1 protein-coding gene is annotated in these 512 nt (G+C 46.3%); it reads left to right on the top strand.

What is annotated here, in order from left to right; genetic code table 11:
* Positions 1–2: 2 nt before the first annotated feature.
* On the top strand, positions 3–512 hold a 510-nt coding region (locus R7Z77_RS28595; protein ID WP_318137466.1), incomplete at its 3' end, for a protocatechuate 3,4-dioxygenase.

Below are 512 nucleotides of genomic sequence, written 5' to 3'. Positions count from 1 at the left end.
CATTGATGTTTGCGCCATTTCTTAAAGCGGAAAGCTCAATGCGTCCGACGCCGTCTCAGACCGAAGGTCCATTTTATCCCGTGGTGAAGATTCCGCTTCGCCAAAACCTAATATTGAAACCGGATGCTTTGATTGGAAAGGCGATAACATTGCAAGGTAGGGTGTTGGACGTGTCTGGCAATCCTATTTCTGGTGTTAAAATAGAAATTTGGCAGTGTGATGGCCAAGGGATTTATGACCATCCGAATCAACCCAGCCAAAACAAGTTTGACCCAAGTTTTTCAGGTTTTGGCGCGACAGTAACTGAAGAAGATGGACGCTATTTTTTTCAAACGCTGTTTCCTGTCCCATACAGCTCAAGACCTCCTCACATTCACGTCAAACTGTGGCGTGGCGAACAAGAATTGTTGACCACTCAGCTCTACTTGAAAGGACAAACAGGGAGCGAATGGTGGGGTGGTAAAGCCCGCGACCATTTACAGTTTGAGCCGGTAAATATTGATGGGCGAATA

This window comes from Vibrio sp. 1401, from assembly GCF_033340295.1.
Note: the sequence above shows the minus strand (reverse complement) of the source record. Positions and strands in the feature narration are given on the sequence as shown.